The 17,507-nt window shown below is 63.3% G+C and carries 18 protein-coding genes and 3 tRNA genes; 4 read left to right on the plus strand and 17 right to left on the minus strand.

Features of this window, described 5'->3' with window-relative positions:
• The first annotated feature begins 79 nt into the window (after positions 1 to 79).
• Positions 80 to 1,282 carry a formate-dependent phosphoribosylglycinamide formyltransferase gene (purT, locus tag AB870_RS09185; RefSeq protein WP_047907762.1) on the plus strand — a complete coding sequence of 401 codons (1,203 nt, stop codon included), beginning with the start codon at positions 80 to 82 and terminating at the stop codon, positions 1,280 to 1,282.
• A gap of 132 nt (positions 1,283 to 1,414) precedes the next feature.
• Here purT and AB870_RS09190 read toward each other — a convergent pair whose 3' ends face one another.
• The gene (locus AB870_RS09190) at positions 1,415 to 1,618 is read right to left on the minus strand and encodes a cold-shock protein (RefSeq protein WP_039399001.1); all 204 of its coding nucleotides are present in this window, start codon (positions 1,616 to 1,618) and stop codon (positions 1,415 to 1,417) included.
• Between the two features lie 840 nt (positions 1,619 to 2,458).
• Between AB870_RS09190 and AB870_RS09195 the strand changes: the two genes are divergently transcribed.
• Complete coding sequence (locus AB870_RS09195) at positions 2,459 to 3,541, plus strand: GGDEF domain-containing protein (protein WP_047907763.1); 1,083 nt, start codon at positions 2,459 to 2,461, stop codon at positions 3,539 to 3,541.
• Between the two features lie 27 nt (positions 3,542 to 3,568).
• Here AB870_RS09195 and AB870_RS09200 read toward each other — a convergent pair whose 3' ends face one another.
• The 5 genes from AB870_RS09200 to AB870_RS09220 form a co-directional block, all read right to left on the minus strand.
• Entirely contained in the window at positions 3,569 to 4,513 is a 945-nt protein-coding gene (locus tag AB870_RS09200) for an AEC family transporter (RefSeq protein WP_047907764.1), read from the minus strand.
• A 12-nt stretch (positions 4,514 to 4,525) separates the two neighbouring features.
• Positions 4,526 to 5,188 carry a GntR family transcriptional regulator gene (locus AB870_RS09205; protein ID WP_237170089.1) on the minus strand — a complete coding sequence of 221 codons (663 nt, stop codon included), beginning with the start codon at positions 5,186 to 5,188 and terminating at the stop codon, positions 4,526 to 4,528.
• A gap of 232 nt (positions 5,189 to 5,420) precedes the next feature.
• A complete protein-coding gene (locus tag AB870_RS09210) occupies positions 5,421 to 5,750 on the minus strand; it encodes a hypothetical protein (protein WP_047907765.1) in 330 nt (109 codons plus the stop codon).
• 441 nt (positions 5,751 to 6,191) lie between these two features.
• Positions 6,192 to 6,380, minus strand: a complete 189-nt coding sequence (locus AB870_RS09215; protein ID WP_047909015.1) for a hypothetical protein — start codon at positions 6,378 to 6,380, stop codon at positions 6,192 to 6,194.
• Positions 6,381 to 6,563: 183 nt separating this feature from the next.
• Entirely contained in the window at positions 6,564 to 6,770 is a 207-nt protein-coding gene (locus AB870_RS09220) for a hypothetical protein (protein ID WP_047907766.1), read from the minus strand.
• Between the two features lie 604 nt (positions 6,771 to 7,374).
• Here AB870_RS09220 and fghA point away from each other — a divergent pair.
• Positions 7,375 to 8,229, plus strand: a complete 855-nt coding sequence (gene fghA / locus AB870_RS09225) for an S-formylglutathione hydrolase (RefSeq protein ID WP_047907767.1) — start codon at positions 7,375 to 7,377, stop codon at positions 8,227 to 8,229.
• 27 nt (positions 8,230 to 8,256) lie between these two features.
• On the opposite strand, the gene pdxY is transcribed toward fghA, so the two are convergent.
• From pdxY to AB870_RS09250, 5 genes are all read right to left on the minus strand, one after another.
• Positions 8,257 to 9,114: a pyridoxal kinase PdxY gene (gene pdxY, locus AB870_RS09230; RefSeq protein ID WP_047909016.1), complete on the minus strand. Its 858-nt coding sequence runs from the start codon at positions 9,112 to 9,114 to the stop codon at positions 8,257 to 8,259.
• A 164-nt stretch (positions 9,115 to 9,278) separates the two neighbouring features.
• Positions 9,279 to 11,375 carry an elongation factor G gene (fusA, locus tag AB870_RS09235; RefSeq protein WP_047907768.1) on the minus strand — a complete coding sequence of 699 codons (2,097 nt, stop codon included), beginning with the start codon at positions 11,373 to 11,375 and terminating at the stop codon, positions 9,279 to 9,281.
• Positions 11,376 to 11,627: 252 nt separating this feature from the next.
• Positions 11,628 to 13,274 (minus strand): methyl-accepting chemotaxis protein, encoded by a 1,647-nt coding sequence (locus AB870_RS09240; protein WP_047907769.1) that lies wholly within the window; start codon positions 13,272 to 13,274, stop codon positions 11,628 to 11,630.
• 327 nt (positions 13,275 to 13,601) lie between these two features.
• The gene (locus AB870_RS09245; protein WP_047907770.1) at positions 13,602 to 14,756 is read right to left on the minus strand and encodes a beta propeller repeat protein; all 1,155 of its coding nucleotides are present in this window, start codon (positions 14,754 to 14,756) and stop codon (positions 13,602 to 13,604) included.
• A 140-nt stretch (positions 14,757 to 14,896) separates the two neighbouring features.
• Positions 14,897 to 15,166: a MoaD/ThiS family protein gene (locus tag AB870_RS09250; protein WP_047907771.1), complete on the minus strand. Its 270-nt coding sequence runs from the start codon at positions 15,164 to 15,166 to the stop codon at positions 14,897 to 14,899.
• A 360-nt stretch (positions 15,167 to 15,526) separates the two neighbouring features.
• Between AB870_RS09250 and AB870_RS09255 the strand changes: the two genes are divergently transcribed.
• On the plus strand, positions 15,527 to 15,889 hold the full coding sequence (locus AB870_RS09255) for a hypothetical protein (protein WP_047907772.1): 363 nt from the start codon (positions 15,527 to 15,529) through the stop codon (positions 15,887 to 15,889).
• An 88-nt stretch (positions 15,890 to 15,977) separates the two neighbouring features.
• On the opposite strand, the gene AB870_RS09260 is transcribed toward AB870_RS09255, so the two are convergent.
• From AB870_RS09260 to AB870_RS09285, 6 genes are all read right to left on the minus strand, one after another.
• Positions 15,978 to 16,121 carry a glycine zipper 2TM domain-containing protein gene (locus AB870_RS09260; RefSeq protein ID WP_418304004.1) on the minus strand — a complete coding sequence of 48 codons (144 nt, stop codon included), beginning with the start codon at positions 16,119 to 16,121 and terminating at the stop codon, positions 15,978 to 15,980.
• 245 nt (positions 16,122 to 16,366) lie between these two features.
• A tRNA-Lys gene (locus tag AB870_RS09265) sits at positions 16,367 to 16,442 on the minus strand.
• A gap of 51 nt (positions 16,443 to 16,493) precedes the next feature.
• Positions 16,494 to 16,569: transfer RNA gene (locus tag AB870_RS09270), tRNA-Lys, on the minus strand.
• Positions 16,570 to 16,627: 58 nt separating this feature from the next.
• Positions 16,628 to 16,703, minus strand: a tRNA-Lys gene (locus tag AB870_RS09275).
• A gap of 72 nt (positions 16,704 to 16,775) precedes the next feature.
• Positions 16,776 to 16,961: a hypothetical protein gene (locus tag AB870_RS09280; RefSeq protein ID WP_047907774.1), complete on the minus strand. Its 186-nt coding sequence runs from the start codon at positions 16,959 to 16,961 to the stop codon at positions 16,776 to 16,778.
• 163 nt (positions 16,962 to 17,124) lie between these two features.
• Entirely contained in the window at positions 17,125 to 17,364 is a 240-nt protein-coding gene (locus tag AB870_RS09285) for a hypothetical protein (RefSeq protein WP_044455448.1), read from the minus strand.
• Positions 17,365 to 17,507: the final 143 nt, after the last annotated feature.

Here is a 17,507-nt window from a genome sequence, read left to right on the forward strand (position 1 = left end):
TGACGTGAACGGGGCACACCCTCTCGACGTTCGACATGCCTGTCGTACTCACTCATTTCTTACTCTCCAAAGGTCGAAAATGACCACTATCGGAACCCCGCTGTCGCCGAGCGCGACGAAAGTGATGCTGTTGGGCGCAGGCGAACTCGGCCGCGAAGTGCTGATCGCGTTGCAGCGTCTCGGTGTCGAGACGATTGCCGTCGACCGTTACGAGAATGCGCCCGGCCAGCAGGTCGCGCATCATTCGCGCACGATTGCGATGACGGACCCCGAGCAGCTCAAGGCGCTGATCGAAGCCGAAAAACCGGATCTCGTCGTGCCCGAGATCGAAGCGATAGCGACCCCCATGCTCGAAGCGCTGGAAGCGGACGGTGTGGTGCGCGTGATCCCGACGGCGCGGGCGGCGCGCCTCACAATGGATCGCGAAGGTATCCGCCGTCTGGCAGCCGAGACGCTGGGTCTGCCGACGAGCCCGTATCGGTTCTGCGACTCGCTCGAAGCCCTGCAAGCGGCCATCGACGGCGGCATCGGCTACCCGTGCATCGTCAAGCCGGTCATGAGCAGTTCGGGCAAGGGTCAGAGCAAGATCGACAGCGCGGCCGACGTGAAGGCGGCCTGGGACTATGCGATGGCGGGTGGGCGCGTGAGTCATGGCCGCATCATCGTCGAAGGCTTCATCGATTTCGATTACGAAATCACGCTGCTGACCGTACGCGCGCGTGGCGCAAACAACGAGGTCGAGACGCATTTCTGCGCGCCGATCGGCCACAAGCAGGTGAGCGGCGATTACGTGGAGAGCTGGCAGCCGCATCCGATGTCGTCCGTGGCGCTGGAACGTGCGCGTGTGATCGCACGCGAAGTGACGAACAATCTCGGCGGGCAGGGCATCTTCGGTGTCGAACTGTTCGTGAAGGGCGACGACGTGTGGTTCAGCGAAGTCAGCCCGCGCCCGCACGACACCGGCATGGTGACCATGATCACGCAGTGGCAGAACGAGTTCGAGTTGCATGCCCGCGCGATTCTCGGTCTGCCGGTCAACACGACGCTGAAGACGCCTGGTGCGAGTGCCGTCATCTACGGCGGCGTGGACGCCAGGGGCATCGTATTCGACGGCGTTGATCGGGCACTGCAGGTGCCGCAGACGGACATTCGCCTGTTCGGCAAGCCGGAGAGCTTCGAGAAGCGGCGCATGGGCGTGGCGCTCGCGTATGACGACAATCTGGACGTGGCTCGCAGCAATGCGGTAGAAGTGGCCAGTCGCGTGAAGCCACGCGCCGTCTGACGTAGTCCCGGCGACTCGACAACAAAAAAACCCCGCCTGAGCGGGGTTTTTTTTGTTCGGGCCGCGGCTAGGTTAGCGCACTGCCCGAGGCGCGTCGATCGAACGAACGATCGCCCGGCGCATCGCCAGACCTTAGATGGGCTGGATGTTGCTGGCTTGACGGCCCTTCGGTCCCATCTTCACTTCGAAGCTGACCTTCTGGTTTTCCTGCAGGGACTTGAAGCCCTTTGCCTGGATTTCCGAGAAGTGGGCGAAGAGATCTTCACCGCCTTCGTCCGGCGTAATAAAACCAAAACCCTTGGCGTCGTTGAACCACTTGACGGTACCAGTTGCCATTTCTTAAATCCTTAAAGTTTTCAAATGAGCGAGCGAGATGCTCAGCGAGCGCATGACATTAAAGCTGATCAGGTACAACCGAGTTGACGCAGAGGGCGACATTAGATGACACAAGACTCGCCATACAACGTTCATGCACCCGTTTTTTTACGGGAAAGGTGGGAAGGTGTCAAGCAGGGAAACTGTGGGATTGTTGATCCACGCCAGTTTCCAGCCATTTTTCGTTGCGATGCGACATGCATTCGGCGTTACCGGACGGCCGGTCGAATTCGTTTCGCACATTTCGCAAGGTCGTGTCACGCCGCAGGCGCAGAATTTCCCGTTTGCCGGGAAGCCGGCTCGTCAGGGTGAGAGAGGCCGGGTGTAAATGGCGCGGAAATCGCGAGACGAAAAATCTTTCACGAAGGCCGCACATAGGCAGCCGCCATGTGGCGCAGGCACAACGCACGTATTGACGCGCGCGCTTGTCACCGAGATGTCACCGCACTGTGTGCTTCGGCCGACCTTCCGAAGCGTCGCTGCACCGGTGGCTTCGTGCGCATGCCGGCCGACCGGCCGCCAAAACGCGGCCGCGCGCCGGGAGAAACGTGTTTTGTGCGCTGCCGCACGGTTTTCATATTGCCTAGGTATTTTCCCTAGCAACGCACAAAGCGCGCGCCATTGCTCGGTTTTGCGATAGCAAAAATGATTCTCATCGCCCTCAAATTCGACCGGCGCGTGCCGTTAACGGCCTCATGGTCGGCTCGCGACGGCGGTGCAACACGTTGCGTCGTGAAGTCATCATGATGAGACAAACACGCTAGGCGGCCGCGCAGTGCCGCGTGTCTTTCGAGACCTTACGTGGCATCCAATCAGGCACCGACGCTCGACTCTCTGCAATCGCTGCTGGCAACCGTCCAGCGCAACGAGCGCTCGCTAAAACGTTTTCAGGACATCGAACTGGCACTCATGGGCGCGCCGGATTTCGGTCAGTTCCTGGAAGTGGTGCTCAACCGCCTGCGCCACGACTTCGATTTGTCGGGCGTGCGCCTGATGCTCGCGGAGGTCGACGATACGTTGCGCGACCTCATCGACACCGCCGAAGGCATTCGCGCTCTCGATGCCGGTCTGTGCATCGCGCAGGACGCCGGCGCCTTCGCCGCCGTGTGCGGCAACGGTCAGCTCTGGATCGGTGCGCCGCGTGAGCGTCATGCGCCGTTATTCGGGGCGCGTGCGCCGGCGAGCGCCGTCGTGATGCCGCTCGCCCGCAACGGCCGCTATATCGGCGTGATTGCATTGGGCAGCCGCGATGCGCGCCGCTTCGCGCCCGAGATGGCCACCGATTTTCTCGAACGCTTCGGTGCGGTCGTCGCGGTCTGTCTCGAGAACATGTGGAATCGCGAACGTCTGAAGCGCATCGGCCTGACCGATCCGCTCACGGGATTGTCGAATCGCCGTTACTTCGATCAACGTCTGCGAGAGGAAGTCATTCGCGGCGCGCGTTACGGTGCGCCGCTCGCCTGCCTGCTCATCGATATCGATCATTTCAAGCGTGTCAACGACAGTCACGGTCATGCGACCGGTGACCGCGCGTTGCGTGCAGCGAGCGCCTGCATGCGTGCCCAGTTACGCGTGACCGACACACTGGCGCGTTACGGCGGCGAGGAATTTGCGGCGCTGCTCGTACAGACGGAACGGAACTGGGCGGGGACGGTCGCGGAACGCGTGCGTCGCGCCGTGGCGCGCCTGGAAGTCCCCGACGACGGCGGCTCGCTCGTACCGCTCACCATCTCCATCGGACTGGCCAGCGTCGATCCGAGCGGCATTACCGATCCGGAAACGCTGCCGATGCGCTTGCTCGGTGCAGCTGACGCCGCGCTGTATGCCGCCAAACGCTCGGGCCGCGACCGTGTCGTTGTCGCGCCCGCCGTCGGCCTGCGATAGGGGCTTCGATAGGGCCTTCGATAGGCTTCACCGACTGAACCACCCGATCAGCAGCGACACCGTCACCACCGACAGCACCGTGGAAATCAGAATCGCGCGGGAGGCGACGGCCGCTTCGCGTCCGTAGAGCTGCGCGAGCATGAACGGCCCCGTGCCGATGGGCAACGCCGATAACAGCAGCGCGCTGTGGGCCCAGATCGCGGGAAGATCGAATACGCGGAATGCGAGGAACGCGGTGATCGCCGGCTGGAACACCAGCTTCAATCCGACGAGACGTCCGACGGTGCTCGCAATGCGAGGCGCTTTCGCCGCCCCGGCGCTCTGCGCGAGAAACATACCGATGGCGACGAGCGCGCAGGGGCTCGCGGCGCCGCCGAGCAGCGTGGTGAAGTGCAGCACCGGCGCGGGCAGCGCGAAGCCCGCCGCGGCCACCGCCATGCCGACGAAGGGCGAGACAACCAGCGGATTGCGGATCAGGGCGCGCGCGACGAACCCGGCGGTACGACGCCAGTTCGGCGTCGCTTGCAAATCCGTTTCGATGATGGCGATGGAGATCGCAAAGAGCACTGTGGCCGTAAGCAGCATGGCCACGACGACTGCCGGCACGCTGGCCGGACCGAACGCCACCAGACAAAGCGGCAAACCCATGAAACCCGCGTTCGGGTACGCCGCGCCCATGCCTTCGATGCTCGCATCGGTCAGGCGTGCGCGTACGGTGCGGTCCAGAAGAAGCGACAGCGCGAATGTCGCGGCCATGCCGCCGCCGAACGCGCCGAGAAAGCCCGGGTTGACGAGTTCCGCCCACGTGATCTGCGCCATCGACTGGAACAGCACGGCGGGCAATGCCAGGTACACGACAAAACGATTGAGCGCATCGAGTGCGCTGTCGCCGAGCCACGCCCGGCGTGCGCAAACATAGCCGAGAAAGATCAACCCGAAGACGGGGAACGCGGCGGAGATGACGGCTTGCACGGGGACAGTCCTTCAGTTCGAGGGTTTCAGACGCGCAAGCCATTCGCGACGCGCGTTGCCGCCGTCGGTCTCGGTATGTTGGCGCGCCGCGGATTCGGCACCGTCGGGATCGCCGGCCGCGATGCGCGCCACGATCTCGCCATGTTCGTGCCAGACAACTTCCTGCATCGGCAACGTGCCGAGCGTAGCCGCCATCGCGCGCATGATGTGCGGCCACTGCGGGGCGACCGTCTGCGCAATCAACGGATTGCCCGACGCGTCGTGCAGCGCCGTGTGAAACGCCACTTCCACACGTACCTGACGCGCCACCGGTGTGCCGCGCGTCATCGACATCCCGGCCGCGACAGTGTCCTGCAACCGTGCCAGCGCATGCTGCGGCAAGGCGCCTTCGGCCATGCGCGTGGCGGCAAGCCGTGCGGCCAATCCATCGAGCGCGGTGCGCACCTGATAAAGCTGACGCAAATGGTTCGCGTCGATGGGGGCGACCTCCAGTCCCTGACGCCCGCTGTCGCAAACCAGGCCATCGCGCTTGAGCAATTGCAGCGCATGGCTCACTGGCTGACGCGATACCCCCAGCGAATCGGCGAGTTCCGCCTGACGGATGCGTTCCCCCGGCGGTAGCGTGAGATCGGCGATGGCGTCGCGCAGGCGCGCGTACACCTGATCGATCAGCACCGGGGCGCTTGCGAGCGGGGAGAGGGGCGGAAGAGGGGAAAGGGGAGCGGCGGAGGCGCTGGGGATGTCCGCCTCGGTAGCGGACTCAGCGGCGGATTCGGCGGCGGACGGCATAGGGCGAAGGACGTTACCGGCATTGCCGGATTCCGTGATATTTGGAATTCCGAATTCTACGCCGATTGGCGAACGCTGGCCAGAAATTTTCCGGACAGCACTCAGCGCGCAACCACGCTTACTCGCTGGAATCGAGTTCGGGCGGGGACATCGAGGCGTTGGCGGGACTGGACGCCGTGGAGGCGGAGGAGGCGGAGCGCGCGGGCGTCTGAAGCAGGGCCTGCATGGTCGTGCGCGTGCGTTGGAGGCGGCGGGCGAGGGCCCACGCCTCGGCTTCGGTGGCGAAGAGCCCCACGATCAAATGCGGTTCGGCGGCGAAACCGTCGGAGAACAGGCCGATGTTCTTGGCGATCATTTCGCTGGCCCGCTCGACCGAGACAGTATATTGACGCGGCGAACGGTACTGATTGACGACTACGGCGAAGGCGCGGGAGAACGCGTCGGACATGCGCAGACCTCCTCTGTCGGCGGTGCGCCAGCCCCCGGCGTCTGCCGTGCAAGGGCGCGCACATGCGTTGCACTTCCGGTGATTGTAGGCGATGGCGCGATGCCCGTCGGCCCGAAAGGGACAAAACGATGTCGTTGGGCACCGGGAGATCGCGTCGCGGCGGCCGCCAAAAAAGAGCCGCCGAGCGGGTCGGCGGCGCAACAGAGAGGGTGACAGCGCAACCGAGGTTGCCGAAACGGAGCTTAGGGACCGGCGATGACAGCACCGTGACCGGGCATCGCGTTTCGATGGAGCGAACACCGCAAGCCACGCGCGCTCATGGGCCGTGGACGGGAACGCCGGGGAGACCGGGGAAACCGGGGAAACTGGGGGAATTGCCGCCCACCGCGCCGGAGCGCGTCGACGACCTTCCGCAGCCCTGCGGTGCCTGACGCGCGCCGGCTATACGAGCACGGGCAGCGCCTCCACGACAAGGAGCGCGACGAGCGCCCCGACGACCGCGCCGGCCGCGCGAAGACTATAGCGCGTGGTCCGGGTGGCAACGGGGATACCGCCAACGAGCAGGGCGCCGGCCACCGCCATCGGCAGGAACAAGGTCAGGTCGTAGAGATTGAAGTGGAATGCGGGCATCGTTCTTATCTCCTCTCCTTGGTGCCCTTCCACTATAGGACGGTGCGCGAGGATGCCCAAATTTGGTGCGGCGCACCATGTTGCAGACCGCGCAGAGGCTGGTGTGACGTGTGTCAGCGGCATCGGCATGTCCGCGCACGCCGCTCGGGTCCCCCCGCGCCTCGGGTCCCCCCGCGCCTCGGATCAGTCTTCCTGACGAACCGCGTGCATCTTGCGGCGAGCGTTCCACATCTCCATGTCCTTGCGTGTGCGCACGCGCTCGCCGACGGCAATGCCGGCCGGTTGTGCATGAGACGCCGACATGGCAGTATCGCTCGCCTCGCTGCGTGCCTGCACCATCATTACGAGCGTCAACAGCGAGGCGGCAAGCGCCAGTAGGATCAGCTTCATAAGGCCCCCGGTAAATCTCTGGTGAGTCTGGTCGTTATTTGCCGACGTCGTGCTACGTCGAGCCGACATCGTGCGTCGCTGCCGCTGCGCAGGGTGGTCGTACGGACCGGCCTTCAAGACGCCATGCCCGCGATGCCCATGCAGTGGTTCCATCTTGCATGCTGAGGGACTTCGCTGCCGCAGTTGCCTGACGGTCTGGGGCCTCGGGGTGTCTCACGCCGCAATTTTGCATCGGCGGCATCATAGCGTGTGAATGTGACAGCTTTCCGGGACTTCCCAAAACTCCACAGCCGGGCACGGGGCGGCACTGTGCAACGTGCAGTTGCCCATCCTTTACCGTATAGCGACGCGTGCAGCGAAAAGTTTAGAAATCATGACAATTTTCTACTGACATGGGCGCGCGTCGAAACGCGGCATACGTTCACCCGGGGCCGGGACAATGTCACGCGTCGCGTCGCGAGGTAAGATAGCTGCCATATCTTGCAAGAGGGCTCGCAAGAGGGCTCGCAACGGATCTCGCCAGGCAGCGCCGGTCGCCATGCCGCGCGTAGCCGGGACAAGGGCCGTCCCTTTGCCGACTTCCCGGACTTTCTCGTATATCGTCATGCTCGAACTCATTTCAGAACACCGTTGCTTCGGTGGCGCGCAGCGCTTTTATCGCCATACGTCGTCCGTCATCGGTCTGCCGATGCGCTTTTCCGTCTTCGTGCCGCCGCAGGCGCGCGACGGACGTGCCGTGCCCGCATTGTTTTACCTGGCCGGGCTGACGTCTACGGAAGAGACGTTCATGATCAAGGGCGGGGCGCAGTGGCTTGCCGCCGAGCATGGCGTGGCGCTGATTGCGCCCGATACGAGCCCGCGCGGGGCGGGCGTGGCGGGCGAGAGCGACGCATGGGATTTCGGCGTTGGGGCGGGCTTCTATCTCGATGCCACTCAGGCACCGTGGTCCACGCATTACCGCATGTACAGCTACATCGTCGACGAGCTTTATCGCCTGGTGACGACATCGTTGCCGGTCGATGCCGAGCGTATCGGCATCTTCGGCCACTCGATGGGCGGTCACGGCGCGCTGACGATTGCACTGCGCAACCCCGGCAAGTTCCGGTCCGTGTCGGCCTTTGCTCCGATTGCCGCGCCGATGCAGTGCCCGTGGGGCGAAAAGGCGTTCACTGGCTATCTGGGGACGGATCGCGAGACGTGGCGTCAATACGACGCGAGCGAACTGATGGCGAAGGCGGGACAGGCCGTTTTCCCGGGCGGTATTCTGGTCGATCAGGGGCTGAGCGATCAATTCCTCCAGGCGCAACTGCATCCCGACATCTTCGAGCGCGCCTGCCGTCAGGCCGGACAGCCGCTGAACCTGCGTCGTCACGAGGGCTACGACCACGGCTACTACTTCATTCAGACGTTCATGGCGGACCATCTGTCGCATCACGCCGAACATTTGCGCGCGTACTGATCCGCGCCGCCCGTCCTCCAGCGTGCGTTACACCGCGCGCGCTTCATAATGGCGCGAGGGGGCGACGATCTCGTCCTGCGCGCGCACGATCTCCAGTTCGTAGCGTCCGGCCAGATGGGTGACGGACAAGACGGCGTCGACCGCCGCCAGCGTGTGTTCGAACGCCTCACGAACCGTATCGCCCTTGAGCAGTCGCGCGAGAAACACGCCTGAGGTCAGGTCGCCTACACCGACCGGGTGACGCGAGAACGGATACAGCGGGCGAGCTCCATGCCACGCCTCGTCGTTGGTGACGACCAGCATCTCGAAGCTATCGGCGGACTTGCCCGCATATTCCAGATGCTTGACCAGCACCATCTTCGGCCCGCGAGCGAGCAGGGCGCGGCAAGCGGCAAGGGCGTCTTCGAACGTCTGGATGGGATGTTGCGACAGCTTTTCCAGTTCGAGGTGATTGGGCGTCATGATGTCCGCGACGGCGGGCATGTGCTCGACGAGATATTGCTCGATGCCAGGCTTGACCTGACATCCCTTCTCCGGATGCCCCATCACGGGATCGCAAAGATAGATCGCGGCCGGATTGGCGTACTTCACGCGCTGCACTGCGGCGAGCACGAAGCTTGCCTGCTCCGGCGCTCCCAGATACCCGGAAAGGACCGCGTCGCAATTAACCAGTTCGCCAATGTCGGCAATGCCGTCGACCAGCTTCAGAATGTCGTCGCTCGGCAGCGCCTGCCCCGTCCATTTGCCGTACTGCGTGTGATTCGAGAATTGCACGGTATGGATTGGCCACACGTTGACGCCGAGACGCCGCATCGGAAATTCGGCGGCGCTGTTGCCGGCGTGGCCGAACACGACGTGGGACTGAATGCTGAGAACGTTTTTCATCATGATGAACGCGGGAAGCAAAAACACGAAAAAAAACAAAACGCCCGCGAGCGGCACGTCTCCGAACCCCGGGTGAAGACGTCTGCGTTGCGGGCGTTGAGCGCCGGTGGTGCGGGCAACGGCGTATTTTGCCTTGCCGTGCCTGCGCCCGGCGGGCGACTTCCTTACTTCTTCGATGTGACGATGGCGTCGGCCACGTTCTTCGGCGCTTCGGCGTATTGCTTGAACTCCATCGTGTACGTGGCGCGCCCCTGAGTGAGCGAGCGCAGCGACGTCGAGTAGCCGAACATCTCCGAGAGCGGCACCTCCGCGCGAACGATCTTGCCACCGCCCACGATATCGTCCATGCCTTGCATGATGCCGCGACGTCCAGAGAGATCGCCCATCACGTTGCCCATGAATTCTTCGGGCGTTTCGACTTCCACCGCCATCATCGGTTCGAGCAGCACCGGGTCGGCCCGGCGCATGGCTTCCTTGAAGGCCATCGAGCCCGCCATGCGGAAGGCGTTTTCGTTCGAGTCCACGTCGTGGTAGGAGCCGAACGTCAGCGTGACCTTCACGTTGACGACCGGGTAACCGGCGACCACACCGTTGTTGAGCGTTTCGCGAATCCCCTTGTCGACGGCCGGAATGTACTCGCGCGGCACCACGCCGCCCTTGATGGCGTCGACGAATTCGTAAGGCTTTTCCTTGTCCGGTTCGAGCGTAATGACCACGTCGCCGTACTGGCCGCGTCCGCCCGACTGCTTGACGAACTTGCCCTGCACGTCCTCGACTTTCTTGCGGACGGTCTCGCGATAGGCGACCTGCGGCTTGCCGACGGTCGCTTCCACACCGAATTCGCGGCGCATGCGGTCGACGAGAATTTCCAGGTGCAGCTCGCCCATGCCGGAGATGATCGTCTGGCCCGACTCTTCGTCGGTCTGCACGCGGAACGACGGATCTTCCTGTGCCAGACGGTTGAGCGCAAGGCCCATCTTCTCCTGATCGCCCTTGGTCTTCGGCTCGACGGCCTGCGAGATCACCGGCTCCGGGAACTCCATTTTCTCCAGGATGATGACGTGGTTCGGGTCGCACAACGTATCGCCCGTCGTCGCCTCCTTCAGGCCCACGGCGGCGGCGATGTCGCCGGCGCGCACTTCCTTGAGTTCATGACGCGTGTTCGCATGCATCTGCAAGATGCGTCCGAGCCGTTCCTTCTTGCCCTTGAGCGGGTTGAGCACCGTGGCGCCCGACTCGATCACGCCGGAGTACACCCGGAAGAAGATCAACTGACCGACGAACGGGTCCGTCATGATCTTGAAGGCGAGAGCGGAGAACGGCTCGTCGTCCGATGGGTGACGCTCGATCTCGTTGTCGTCTTCGTCGTGACCCGCAATGGCAGGCACGTCGACCGGCGAGGGAAGGTACTCGATCACGGCGTCGAGCATGGCCTGCACGCCCTTGTTCTTGAAGGCCGTGCCGCACAGCATGGGGACGATCTCGCCCGCAACCGTGCGCTTGCGCAGCCCGCCCTTGATTTCCTCTTCGGTCAGGGGCTCGCCGCCGAGATACTTCTCGAGCAGTTCCTCACTGGCTTCGGCCGCGGCCTCGATCATCCTGTCGTGCCACGTCTGTGCCGTCTCCTTGAGGTTGTCCGGGATGTCGACGTAGTCGAACTTCACGCCCTTGGACGCTTCATCCCAGACGATGCCCTTCATCTTCACGAGATCGACCACGCCCTGGAAGTTGTCCTCGGCGCCGATGGGAATCTGAATGGGAACGGCATTGCCGCGCAGACGTTCGTGAATCTGCTTGTGTACGCGAAAGAAGTCGGCCCCCACACGGTCCATCTTGTTGACGAACGCGATGCGCGGCACCTTGTACTTGTTGGCCTGGCGCCAGACGGTTTCCGACTGCGGCTGCACGCCGCCGACCGAGTCGTAGACCATGCACGCGCCGTCGAGCACGCGCATCGAGCGCTCGACTTCGATGGTGAAGTCGACGTGTCCCGGCGTGTCGATGATGTTGATGCGATGTTCGGGGAAGTTGCCGGCCATGCCGCGCCAGAAGCAGGTCGTCGCGGCGGATGTGATCGTGATGCCGCGCTCTTGTTCCTGCTCCATCCAGTCCATCGTGGCAGCGCCTTCATGGACTTCGCCCAGCTTGTGATTGACGCCGGTGTAAAACAGGATCCGCTCGGTCGTCGTTGTCTTGCCAGCGTCGATATGAGCGCTGATGCCGATATTTCGGTAGCGCTCGATGGGGGTCTTTCGGGCCACAGTACACCTCTTTTCAGACGGTGGGGAAAAAGCATAGCAGCAGCCATCATACTCCAATGTCGCACGACTGCGCTGGGCGCTCCATCGCCCGCAAGGCCAGCAGACACGGGGCTTTTCGGGGACGTGCGAAGCGCGTGCAACGCCTCGCTGCGACCCTGCGGCAGCCCCGCGACAACGCGCCCGGCGACAGGGCCGGGGCGTGTCCGGGACTACCGGTCAACGCAACGAGACGCCGGCGCGCGCAGTGCGCCGTCACGCCACCTGACGCTGACGCGAAAAAGCGAGCACCGCGCCGCGCGGCCCGTTCGCGGCAACGTCTGCCTCGTCGTCGTACCCGCCCGTCACCGCATCGCCCCCGGGCAACCGGAAGACCGCCACGGCGTCGCGCAGATTGCGCGCCTGATCTTCGAGCGACCCGGCGGCCGCGGTGGCCTGCTCGACGAGCGCGGCATTTTGCTGCGTGACCTGATCCATCTGCATGACGGCAGTATTGACCTGCTCGATGCCTCCCGATTGCTCGCTCGACGCGGCCGAGATTTCTCCCATGATGTCCGTCACGCGCTGCACGGCCTGCACGATTTCCGTCATGGTGCGACCGGCGTCGCGCACCTGCGACGAGCCGTCTGCGACCTTGTGAACGGACGTCTCGATGAGCGACTTGATCTCCTTGGCGGCCGCAGCACTGCGTTGTGCGAGCGTGCGCACTTCGCCGGCGACGACAGCGAATCCGCGTCCCTGTTCACCGGCGCGCGCGGCCTCCACGGCCGCATTCAGCGCAAGAATGTTCGTCTGGAAGGCAATGCCGTCGATCACACCGATGATGTCGTTGATCTTCGTCGAGCTGTCGGCGATTTCCTGCATCGACGTCACCGCACGTTCGACCACACGGCCGCCTTCACCGGCGATTTCCGAGGCGTTCGACGCCAACTGGCTCGCCTGACGCGCGTTGTCGGCGTTCTGTTTGACGGTTGCCGTCAGTTGCTCCATCGACGATGCGGTTTCTTCGAGCGACGCGGCCTGCTCCTCTGTGCGCGACGACAGGTCGGTGTTGCCCGCGAGCAGCTGGCCCGATGCCGAGGCGATCGCGGCAGTGCCACTGCGCACACGCCGCACGATCTGATCGAGACTTTCATTCATGTGTTTGAGGGCCGCCATCAATTGGCCCGTTTCATCGCGGCTCGTCACATCGATACGGCTCGTGAGGTCGCCTTGCGCCACACGTTGCGCCACTTCGACGGCGCGTGCGATCGGCCGTGTGATGCTGCGCGTGACCGACCAGGCGGCCGCAATGCCGACCACGGACGCCAGCGCGCCCAGCGCAACGAGCAGCCATTTGGCGAAAGCGATGTCGGCGCTTGTCGCCGCGCCCGTCTCGTCGAGAATTTTCTTTTGGAAGGTGACCAGTTCGGCGGCTTCGGTCTGCATCTCGTCGAGCGCAGGCAGCGCCGTCTGTTGCACGATGCCGAGCGCGTTGTCGCGCTGGCCGGCGCTCAGTTCCGCGACGACAGCCACGCGCGCTTTCTTGAAGGTCTCGTTTTGCGCACGGATACTGCCGATCAGGCGCTTGCCGTTTTCCGTCGTGACGTACTTGTCGAGTACTGCTTGCGCTTCGGCCATTCGCGCGAGATTGGCGTCGATGCGTGCGTTGTACTTCTCGCGCTGCGCCGCATCGGTAGTCGTGAAGAATTCGAGCAGGCGGCGTCCATTGCCGCGCACCATGCCGTCGATGGTGTGCGCGGCATCGGCCTTGGCCCACGCGCTGTTGAGCAGTTCTTCATTGGCGCGCTCGATGGCGACGAAGCGAATCAACGTAATGGTCAGCATGCAGAGAAGCAGAACAAGCAACGTGCCGAATCCGATGGCCAGTCGGGTCCGGATCTTCAGGTCGGCGATGCGCATAGGGAATGACTCCTTTTAGAGATTTGATGCCAAGACAACACGGGTGACGTGAAGCTGTCGGCGTTTCGAGGAGTGGTCGCCGGTCTGCCGTGGAACGCGTCGATACCAGGGGGTAGGGCGCGACGCGACGTTGGCTCACGCGCCGGTCTTACACGTGTGACATGTCCGGCGACGCGTGACGGGGGGATGCGATGAAGCCAGTCCGTCTGACTTCGTATACGACACGAAATACGCGAACTGAAGGTTTCCTATGGCAAAACGGAGTAAACGACGAGACGAGCGACGAGACGAACGTCGCCGGAAAAATCGACGGGAAAATTAGAATATTCAGACAAAACGCACGGCATAAATCGGCGGTAAATGCGTCGACAGACTTTGCCATTGTTCGCCCGCGTTATCGCTGATCCATAGCGATCCGGTGGTCGAGCCCATCGCCAGCGTCCGTCCGCTCGCGTCGATGTCCATGCCATGGCGGTAAATCAGGTCGTACGACGGCGTTTCCGGCAGGCCTTGCGAGAGCGACGTGAAGGACTCGCCGCCGTCGCGCGTTCGTGTGACGACCAGTCGCGCGTCCACAGGGATGCGGCAGGCGTCGCGCTGTGCCGGTGCGAACCAGGCGATGTCCGGATCGTGCGGATCGACAACGACGGCGAAGCCGAAACTCGACGGTGCGGCCTGAATGCGTCGCCACGACGCGCCGTAGTCGAGCGTGCGGAAGATGCCGTTGTGATGCTGTGCCCAAAGGGCGTTGGGCGCATCGCGGCACTGTACGAGGCGATGGACGTCCTGCGCATTCGGATCGAGCCGGCGCTCCGGCGGCATGTAATCCGCTTCCATGCCCGAGGCGGCCAGCGCCCAGGTGTCGCCGCCGTCCCGTGTCCGCCAGACTCCACCGGTCGATACCGCGACCATCACCTGACGGCTGTCGCGCGGATCGACGCATATGGAATGAATGCCCGCATGGTCGTACCCGCCGCCCATCCACTCTGCGCGCTCGGGGCGGTTCCACAAACTCTCGACCAGTTGCCAGCTATGGCCATGGTCGCCGGAGCGAAACAGGCCGCCGGGAATCGTGCCCGCCCAGAGCACGCCGGGTGCATCGGGCCCTGCGGCTTCGAGCGACCACAGAAGGTCGACGCACGGGGCTTGCGAATCGTCCGGTGCGGTGTCCTGCGACGGGGCGCCGCCGGAGGATGCCTGAGGCGGTGTTTGGGGTGGTGTCTGGGGCGCAAACGCCGGTGGCGGCAACTCGGTCCACGTCTGCGCGTCTCGTGCGCGACACCATAGCTTGACGCCGAAGTGGCCGAGATTGAGCGCCGCGTAATCCGTGCCGTCGCGCGCGTCGTGCAGCACCATGCTGACCGGCTCCCCGGGAAAGTCCGGCGTGCTGGACATCAATCGCCATACGGCGCCTTCCCGTTGCCAGGTGAACAATCCCTTGCGAGTCGCGACCAGTAACGTCGCACCGGTGGCATGTTCCATGTTGCGTCTCCTTGGCTGGCGCGAAGCGCGTCGTCTCTCGCGCGCCTGCGTGGCTCTGCTATCGATGAGTGATGCCGCGTGTTGATATCCGTTTGCTGTCCGCCCGCTATCCGAGCCTCTATTCATCCGCTATCCACCCGCTATCCACCCGATAGCGCCTGTGCAACGTAGACACTGCTCGTGCCGGTGAGGCCGTCGCGCAGTGTGCGGCGGTCGCGTATCAATTTGCCGTCCACGAACACGGCAACGTGGGGACGCAATCGCCCCTGATCGTTGAACAGATAGCCGCGCAACCCTGGCGTGCGCGATACGCACTGGGCGAGCGCGTCATGCACGTCGGTGCTGTCGACTTCCTGCTCGTCTACGGACACGTGACGCTGGATGGCGGGGGCGAAAGTGACGATTGCCATGGCGTGATTTGTTGGGCGCCGTCGGCGTGGCCGGGGCGGACGGTCTGCGTCAATGGGACTTTCAGTGTAGACAATGAGGATCATCCGCACCGAGGTCGTCCCAACATTGTTGCCGGCGCGTTGCGCGTGCGCCGCGCTATGTATGACCGGAAATAACGCATGCTGCGGCCGTGCGTTGGATGCTGGGCGTTATTTGGTGTCCTTTGCATGACGCGTGGCGAGTTCCGATGCGCGTGGAGCGTTATCGCAGGGTGTGGCATCGCATATCGGACACTCCCCAACCCCATTCACCTCGTTATTGGTCACTATTGTCAATGTGCCCGCGAGCGAGGTGCCGCAGGCAATTACCGGGAGGCAGCGATGGCAAGACTCAAAGGAAAGGATATCGGCATGGGACGTTGGAACGACGCGGCGATCCGGCGTCAGTGGCGTCTGCACAAGGCGGGGGAGGAATCGAGTACTTCGGATCCGGCGGTCAAGCGTCCGCCGGAATTCGCGAAGTGCGAAGGGCATTTCGTCTGGAGTGTGAGGCAGGCGGCATTCATCGGCCGGCAGGACGAATCGACCGGTGGCGGCAGCCGGCACTATGTCAGCTGCACGGGGCAGGCACGGCGTTACGAAAGTGTGCAGCAGGCGAGGGCGGCGGGGGATGCGCTCATCGGCGACGTGTTGATCATGTACGGCTACGCCGCCAATGCCCCGCTATACATCGTGGGACGTTGACGGCGTGAGCGGGTATCGAGGTATCGGAGGCGGTGCGTGCCGAACGCTGCGCTACATGACAAGCGCGGCGGACATCGACCCGTGGAAATCACTTGCCAAGTTCGTGACCGATGACACCGCCGACGACGGCTCCACCGATCGTCCCGGCGGTGCTGCCGCCGGTGGCTTCGTGACCGATGACGCCGCCCGCTGCTGCACCCCCGAGCGTGCAGCCCATGATGGACGAACCCATCGCGAGCGCCGTGACGACAACGAGAATCGATTTCGTCATTTTCATGATGCGTCTCCTGTAGCCATTGCCGGCCGCGTGTCGCGCGGCGACATGAGTTCAGCATAGGGCGCCAGCGCTTTGCGCACTATCGGTTGCGACTGAATCGAATGTAGGAATGGGACGACAGGGAAATGGCGACGGGCGAGCGACCAGGTTGGCGCCAGAAACGACAAGGGCCGCACAGTGTGCGGCCCTTGCGATGCATCTGGTGGGGCGTGAGTGACTCGAACACTCGACCTACGGATTAAGAGTCCGCTGCTCTACCAACTGAGCTAACGCCCCGGAACTACCGGGAACAAAAAAGGCTGCAAGCGTCGCAGCCTTCTCGTACTTTGGTGGGGCGTGAGTGACTCGAACACTCGACCTACGGATTAAGAGTCCGCTGCTCTACCAACTGAGCTAACGCCCCGATGCTACCGGGAATAAAAAAGGCTGCACGGCATCGCAGCCTTTTTCAAAAATTCGTCTGGTGGGGCGTGAGTGACTCGAACACTCGACCTACGGATTAAGAGTCCGCTGCTCTACCAACTGAGCTAACGCCCCAACGAGACCGAGATAATATCGGCTCTTCCGCATGGGGTCAACCCTTAATGGTGAAAATCCGCAAAAAAGGTCTCAGGCGAGCAGGGGTACCAGCTCGAAGGCCAGTACGGCGAGTACCGCGCCCACGACAACGAGCAGGGAACGCCAGCACATTCGAATCACGCCCTTGCCTGGCATGGCGCCAACGACGATCGCACCGAACACCGCGATCGCAAACATGCTGACGAGTTGGGCATTGGAAAGGTGGGGCATGATCATGGCCGATCTCCCTGTCGCTGTGACGCGATTCAAGACGCGCCTTCAGTATAGAAAATGGCCTTCACCAAGCAAAGCGGCGCGGTGACCGGGGTTTCCCCAGTGACCGCGCCGCACTTTCGGTCTTTCGAAGGCGTCGATGTCTTCGACGCTTTCGAAGGTGCCGCTATTCCGGAAGGTCGAGAATCAGGATGATCGTCCATGCATCGTCGCCTTCATGATGGTACTGACGCTCCACCACAACGAACGGCTGCTTCTTGTCGCCCTTGCCGAGGAACATCACGTCGCCTTCCTGCGGCAGGCATTCGAGCGGCGGCAACCCGAGCGGGGTGTCTTTCGGAACGAGCCGCTCGGCCTTCTTCGCTGCGCGCTCGGTCCACTCGATATCTAGTTGGATGTCACTCACCGGATGATCCTGTCTATGCAAATTGAAACCGGCTGCATGGTAGCACGCAGCCTGCGCCGTCCACGAAACGGGAAACGAAAAAAGCCCGCTCCCCGGGGCGGAGAGCGGGCGAAAGTCCCATGCGATTACGGGGAACGCATGGC

This window comes from Pandoraea faecigallinarum, assembly GCF_001029105.3.
Taxonomy (GTDB): Bacteria; Pseudomonadota; Gammaproteobacteria; order Burkholderiales; family Burkholderiaceae; genus Pandoraea; species Pandoraea faecigallinarum.

Coding starts and splice junctions, on each gene's coding strand:
- AB870_RS09280 (WP_047907774.1), bottom strand. CDS start 16,961: ATGATCATGCCCCACCTTTCCAATGCCCAACTCGTCAGCATGTTTGCG.
- fghA (WP_047907767.1), top strand. CDS start 7,375: ATGCTCGAACTCATTTCAGAACACCGTTGCTTCGGTGGCGCGCAGCGC.
- pdxY (WP_047909016.1), bottom strand. CDS start 9,114: ATGAAAAACGTTCTCAGCATTCAGTCCCACGTCGTGTTCGGCCACGCC.
- AB870_RS09255 (WP_047907772.1), top strand. CDS start 15,527: ATGGCAAGACTCAAAGGAAAGGATATCGGCATGGGACGTTGGAACGAC.
- purT (WP_047907762.1), top strand. CDS start 80: ATGACCACTATCGGAACCCCGCTGTCGCCGAGCGCGACGAAAGTGATG.
- AB870_RS09210 (WP_047907765.1), bottom strand. CDS start 5,750: ATGTCCGACGCGTTCTCCCGCGCCTTCGCCGTAGTCGTCAATCAGTAC.
- AB870_RS09190 (WP_039399001.1), bottom strand. CDS start 1,618: ATGGCAACTGGTACCGTCAAGTGGTTCAACGACGCCAAGGGTTTTGGT.
- AB870_RS09240 (WP_047907769.1), bottom strand. CDS start 13,274: ATGCGCATCGCCGACCTGAAGATCCGGACCCGACTGGCCATCGGATTC.
- AB870_RS09220 (WP_047907766.1), bottom strand. CDS start 6,770: ATGAAGCTGATCCTACTGGCGCTTGCCGCCTCGCTGTTGACGCTCGTA.
- AB870_RS09250 (WP_047907771.1), bottom strand. CDS start 15,166: ATGGCAATCGTCACTTTCGCCCCCGCCATCCAGCGTCACGTGTCCGTA.
- AB870_RS09245 (WP_047907770.1), bottom strand. CDS start 14,756: ATGGAACATGCCACCGGTGCGACGTTACTGGTCGCGACTCGCAAGGGA.
- AB870_RS09260 (WP_418304004.1), bottom strand. CDS start 16,121: ATGGGTTCGTCCATCATGGGCTGCACGCTCGGGGGTGCAGCAGCGGGC.
- AB870_RS09215 (WP_047909015.1), bottom strand. CDS start 6,380: ATGCCCGCATTCCACTTCAATCTCTACGACCTGACCTTGTTCCTGCCG.